Consider the following 5,670-nt stretch of genomic DNA (forward strand, 5'->3'; position numbering starts at 1 on the left):
TCACCTTCCTGCGCTCCTACAACGAGGCCCGGCCCCACAGCGCCTTGCAAATGAAAACCCCTATGAATTACTTGAAAAACTTCTGCCAAAATCCTAAACTACAACCCAACTACTCCGTTACCTATGTCGGGAAGTAGTACAAATAATTCTTCGTTTTTTGTGGATTTGTTCAATTCCAATTGAACCACAAAAAGAAGAGGCCGACCACCCAGCAATAATACGAAAACCCTTCCAGCGAGTGGTTGCGCAGGATTTTAAGCAGCAGGTAAATGGCCAGTAGGCCGCTTAGAAACGAAACAATTGCCCCAGCAATAAACAGCCCCCAATCGTTTGCCGGGTTCTCACTCTTGAAGAGCTTGGGCACTTCTAAAAGCGCTGCCCCTGCAATAGCCGGAATAGACAACAAAAAAGAGTAGTCGGCGGCCTTTTTCCTATCCAGTCCCAGAAACAATCCGGTTGTAATGGTTGCTCCCGAACGGGAAATGCCAGGAAGAATAGAAACCGCCTGTGAAAGACCAATGACGAACGTGTTTTTATAATTCAATTCCCTTCCCTTCGGCCTGGAATACCGGGAAAGGTAAAGAAAAACTCCGGTTGCAATGAGTTCAAGGGAGACCCAAAGTGGTCGGTTAACCGCCTCTTCGAAGAATTTTTGAAAGCCTATACCTATGAAGGCCGCCGGAATGGAACCCCACAGAACAAGAAGCGCCAGCTGCCAGTCCTGGTTACGTTCTTCCGGGAGTTTGCCGGCCAGTTTCAAAAAAAAAGCTTTGGAAATACGGAGAATTTCTTTTCGATAGAAAATGAGAAGCGAGGCTAATGTGCCTATGTGTAGAATCACATCAAAAGCGAGATTGTCCAGTTTGGATTCGAAAACGTGCTGGAATAGTGCCAGATGGGCCGAGCTGGAAACGGGCAAAAACTCGGTCGCCCCCTGCAAAACAGCCAGAAAAAAAATCTGCCAGCTTTCCACAGAACGGAGTTTATGCGTTATTCTCTTTTCGTCAAGCCATAAATGGTCAACGCATGATCGTCGTTATGCTTGCGCAGCAGCTTTACCCGGCAGCTTCTTTTGTTTAGATTATAGCAGGAGGTTTGTTGGATGGCCTTTGCAAAAGAGAAAATCTACACCCGGCTGCTTTCGGAGGCGGGTGTTTCCCCGCGGTTATTTCAGGAACTTTTGCTTTCTTACGGACAGCCTTCGGAGGTTTTTGATGTTTCCATTTCAGAGCTTTCCGGCCATCCGAGTGTCGGCGCCAAACTGGCCAAGTCGATTGAAAAGGCCAAGGATAACTTTAGGCAGATGGAATCGGAGACGGACTGGCTTGTAGCTAAAAAGATTTACACACTTTCCTTTTTGGAAGAAAACTATCCACCTCTTTTAAGGGCTTTGGGCGATCCGCCGCCGCTTCTGTTCTATCGCGGCACATTCCCTCCCATCGAGGAAAAGTGCGTGGCCGTGGTCGGCCCCGGCACGCCCCATCAGGAAACGGTGGGGCAGGCGGTGCGTTTGGGGCAGGCTTTGGCGGAAAGCGGCGTGGCGGTGATCACCAGTTTGGGAAAAGGGGTGGAGGCGTCAGCCCAAGTCGGCGCCGTGGTTGCAGAAAGGCCAAGCCGTTTGGTTTTATCCTGCGGGCATGAAGCGGATTTGAGCGACGAGGAGATTACGCTCGGCGTGCAGGTGGAGAAAAAAGGGGTTTTGCTTTCGGAATATTCGCCTCTGGTCAAAAAAATGCCGGAACACGAAGCCGCCAGCCGTCGGCTGGTGGTCGCATTGGCCCAGGCGGTATTGTTCCTCGCTTCGTCCGGAGCGGATAAACTGACGGAAAAGACGTTCGAGCTTGCCATCCAGCAGGGAAAACCGATTTTCGTATTTAATCCCGACTCGGAGGCCGACTTTCCGGCAGAGGCGATACCGCTTGTACGGGAAGAGGAAGTTGATTTAGTCGTCCGTAGTTTGGTATGACCGATTTTCTTTCCGAAGATACCATTGTGGCTCCGGCCACCGCTCCCGGTGAGGCGGCCTTGGCCATCATCCGGCTTTCCGGAAAAAAGGCGTTTGCCTTCGCCGATTCGGTTTTCCAGGGAGGCGTGAAAATCTCCGAAGTCCCCACCCACACCATCCATCGCGGGTTTATCGTAGGCCCGTCAACAAAGGAGAAAATTGATGAAGTGCTGGTTTCCGTTTTCCGTAGCCCGAAATCCTACACGGCGGAAGATTCGGTCGAAATCTCCTGCCACGGCGGGCGGGCGGTCACGTCCGCCATCGTCGAGGCCCTCGTGCGAGCCGGGGCGCGTCCCGCCCAGCCTGGAGAATTCACCCGGCGGGCCTTTTTGAACGGACGTCTCGATTTGACGCAGGCGGAAGCGGTCGCCGATTTGATTTCCGCCCAGTCGGAGGTTTCCCGGCGCTCCAGTTTGGAGCAGTTGGAAGGGCATCTTTCAAAAAAAGTGAATCGGCTTCGAGAATCGCTTTTGGATGTTTTGGCGGAGGTGGAAGCGAATCTGGATTTTCCGGAGGAAGGGATCGAGCCCCAGCGCTCGGAGCAGATTTGTCAAACGCTTTCCGGCGTCCTCTCACAAGTCCGCACGCTGGCCAAAAGTTTTAAAGAAGGCCGGGTTTTGCGCGAGGGGTACTCGGTGGTCATTGCCGGGCGGCCGAATGTCGGCAAATCGAGCCTGCTCAACGCGCTTTTGCAAAAGGAGCGGGCCATCGTCACCCCGGTTCCGGGGACCACACGGGATACGATTGAAGAATGGGCGGTTTTTTCGGGCGTTTTGGTGCGTCTGGTGGATACCGCCGGGCTTCGGGAGCGGGGGGGAAAAATTGAAAAAGAGGGAATGCGCCGGACAGAAGAGGCCATCGAAAAGAGCGATTTAGTTTTGCTAATGTTGGATGCCTCCCAGAAGTTAAATGATGAAGATGAAAAGCTTTTGGAAAAATATCGGGGGCAAAAAAAGCTTATGCTTTACAATAAGACGGACTTGCTGCCGCAACCGCCCTCTTCGGCTGAAACGAACGGTTCCCTTTGCATCTCGGCCACTTTGGGCACCGGCTTGGACCGGCTGAAAGAAAAAATCGCCCGGATGGCCCTTCCTTCCTTTGGCACGGAACAGGTTTTGGTCACCTCTGCCCGGCATAAAGAAGCACTGGCCAAGGGCTTCGTCTATTTATTGCGCGCCCGGCGGGGGCTGGAAAGGGGCAAGGGGCTGGAGCTAGTCGCCTTCGAGCTCCGGCGCGCCGTGGACGCCCTCGGGGAAATCACCGGCCAGATTGTTACCGAAGATATTTTAGGCCGGATTTTTTCGAAGTTTTGCATTGGCAAGTAAGTGACTACAGTTCGAACGCTTGGGCGGCTTTTTGGTAGAGCGACTGGTCTTTGCGATTCTTGTCCACATTATTACCCAATTTAAGCGCCAAATAGTAGGCGAAAAGCTGCAACGGCTCGATGTAGACCAGCGGAGTCAGCAATTCCGGCATCTTTGGGAGAAAGAAAACTTCGTCGGCGTTTCCCATTGCACTGCCTTCTTCGGTCAAAAGTACCGTCGTGGCGCCGACTTCCTTCATTGCTTTCATCGCCTGCAGGCAGCGCTCCTTGCCCGCGCTTCCCGGAGCGATGAAGAACACAACCGCTTCCGGCCCCAGCGAGACCCAGGGGCCGTGCAAGAATTGCTCGACTTCGTATCCGCCAGCATGGAGAAAAGTAGTTTCCTGCATTTTCAAGGCCGCCTCCAGGGCGGTATTCAGGTTCGGGCCATAAGAAACAAAGATAAACCGCTTGCGGTCAGCGAGGTGCTCGGCCAGTTTTTTGGACTGTTGCTCAAAATTGAGGCCCGTTCTCAAGAATTCCGGGAGCTTTTCAAGGCCGAGTTTGGTTTTGTCCGCAAGGTTCAACTTTTGGGCTGTCGCCTCGACCAATTGTAAAAGAACGGTTAGGGCAGAGAGGTAGCTCACGGTATGGGCGGAGGAAAGCTCTTGATAGCTTGTCAATAAAACATGCTCCCCCAAACTCACTTCCTTTTGCGGGTTTTTTCCGGTTACGGAAATGGTGAGCGCCCCTTTTTCCTTCACCATCTTGGTGGCGCGCTCGGAAAAGGTCTTCCAGCCGCGGTGGGTTACAATAACGACCGCCGTATCTTTATCCAGCCTTGGAGGATAATGCACGAACTCGAAGGAGTGGATGTATTGGGCATCCAATTTGTCTCCGCAAAGGAGCCGGAAGAAGTACTCGCCGTCCATCGCGGCGTGGGAGGAGGTGCCGATACCGACCAAGTAAACTCTTTTCTTTCGGCTCAAGGCCTCCGCCGTTTCGGCACATTTTTCTTTGTTCTCCTTTAAAACGTTGGAAACCTCCTGGGGTTGGGATAAGACCGAATCGTACATATAGAAGGGATGCGTTGTGCGCATTGCGGGCGGGCTCATTTGGGTCGCCTTTCGGATGTCCATATTACAGGAGAAACTAATCGGTTTGGTCGGCCGATACAACAAAAAACTTTGCCGTTTTGTATAACGCTTGAGGCGGGATTTTCTCCGGAGAGCGAATAACAAAGCGCTTGCCTGCCGGGGAAGCGGTTTTTATATTGAAAACTTATATAGTGATGGCCGCTGGTGCCGCGGCGGCCTTTTCTTTAGGTTCTGGGAGGAGACGGAATGAAGGTTGCGTACGAGAAGCCAAAAATCGAAAAAACGAAGGTGAAGTCCGATTTGGAACTGACCAACGAGGAAAAAAAGGAGTTGTACACCCTCGTTTTGAAGTCGCGGATGTTCGACGAGCGTTTCCGAAAGCTTTTCCGGGCCGGACGCTTCGCCGGCACCTATTTTTCCGGCGTAGGGCAAGAGGCGACCACCGTGGTTCCCTGTTACAAACTCCAACCGCAAGACTTCGTTGGTCCCTCCCACCGGGAGCTGGGCTGTTCAATTGCCCGCACGCCGCTCAAGCAGATAGCCGCGCAGATTTACGCCCGCTCCCATTCTCCGGATAAGGGAAAATCACACCCCTGCAGCTACGGTTATAAGCCGTCCAACATCATCACCCCCGCTTTCACCATCGCTGCGCAGGCCGTTTTGGCCACCGGTGTGGCCCTGGCTTTTAAAATCCGCAAACAGCCGTACGTGGCGTTGAGTTTCGTCGGCGAGGGGGCCACCGCTCATGGCCCTTGGTATGAAGCCATCAACTTCTCCGCCGTGCATAAACTCCCCAACATTTTTGTCGTTCAGAACAACCTTTGGGGGGAATCGGTGCCGGCAAAGCTGGTCGCCGCCTTTGAGGATTTCTCCCGTCGGGCGGAGGGAGTCGGGATGTTCGGCGTTTCCATCGACGGCAACGATGTTTTGAAAGTCTGGGAGACAGTTGCTTCCGCCATTGCCCGCGCCCGTCACGGGGAAGGTCCCACACTTATCGAAATGAAAACCTACCGCTGGTACGGGCATTCCGAAATTGACCCGGCTGATTACCGATCGAAAGAGGAGGTGGAGACTTGGATGAAAAAGGACCCGCTTCCGCGATATGAAAAATATCTTTTCGATAGCAAGCTTTTGACTCTCGAAGAAAAAAAACAAATTGAAGCAGCATTGGAAGCGGAAATCGAAGAGGCGGTGGAGTACGCCGAATCCGGCGAATACGCCCCGCCGGAATGGGCCTTGGAGGATGTTTACGCCGACTTCAAAGT

General features: G+C 53.0%; 5 protein-coding genes. 3 read left to right on the plus strand and 2 right to left on the minus strand.

Going from position 1 to position 5,670, the window contains the following annotated elements:
* Positions 1 to 169: 169 nt before the first annotated feature.
* On the minus strand, positions 170 to 973 hold the full coding sequence (locus VNL73_03115; protein ID HXF48402.1) for an undecaprenyl-diphosphate phosphatase: 804 nt from the start codon (positions 971 to 973) through the stop codon (positions 170 to 172).
* Between the two features lie 129 nt (positions 974 to 1,102).
* Here VNL73_03115 and VNL73_03120 point away from each other — a divergent pair, with 129 nt between their 5' ends.
* Complete coding sequence (locus VNL73_03120) at positions 1,103 to 1,966, plus strand: DNA-processing protein DprA (GenBank protein HXF48403.1); 864 nt, start codon at positions 1,103 to 1,105, stop codon at positions 1,964 to 1,966.
* Entirely contained in the window at positions 1,963 to 3,330 is a 1,368-nt protein-coding gene (gene mnmE, locus VNL73_03125; GenBank protein ID HXF48404.1) for a tRNA uridine-5-carboxymethylaminomethyl(34) synthesis GTPase MnmE, read from the plus strand. Before VNL73_03120 ends, mnmE begins: the two co-directional genes overlap by 4 nt.
* Before the next feature lie 4 nt (positions 3,331 to 3,334).
* Here the strand turns inward: mnmE and VNL73_03130 are convergent, their stop codons facing one another.
* Entirely contained in the window at positions 3,335 to 4,423 is a 1,089-nt protein-coding gene (locus tag VNL73_03130; protein HXF48405.1) for an SIS domain-containing protein, read from the minus strand.
* Between the two features lie 228 nt (positions 4,424 to 4,651).
* Here VNL73_03130 and VNL73_03135 point away from each other — a divergent pair.
* Positions 4,652 to 5,670, plus strand: a 1,019-nt coding sequence (locus tag VNL73_03135; GenBank protein ID HXF48406.1) for a thiamine pyrophosphate-dependent dehydrogenase E1 component subunit alpha, incomplete at its 3' end; no start/stop codon positions are given.

It is taken from the genome of Verrucomicrobiia bacterium (assembly GCA_035574275.1).
Classification (GTDB): domain Bacteria; phylum Zixibacteria; class MSB-5A5; order DSPP01; family DSPP01; genus DSPP01.

Bases quoted from the DNA above. Each gene is read 5' to 3' on its own strand.
- VNL73_03120 (HXF48403.1), top strand. From the start codon at position 1,103: ATGGCCTTTGCAAAAGAGAAAATCTACACCCGGCTGCTTTCGGAGGCG.
- mnmE (HXF48404.1), top strand. From the start codon at position 1,963: ATGACCGATTTTCTTTCCGAAGATACCATTGTGGCTCCGGCCACCGCT.
- VNL73_03130 (HXF48405.1), bottom strand. From the start codon at position 4,423: ATGAGCCCGCCCGCAATGCGCACAACGCATCCCTTCTATATGTACGAT.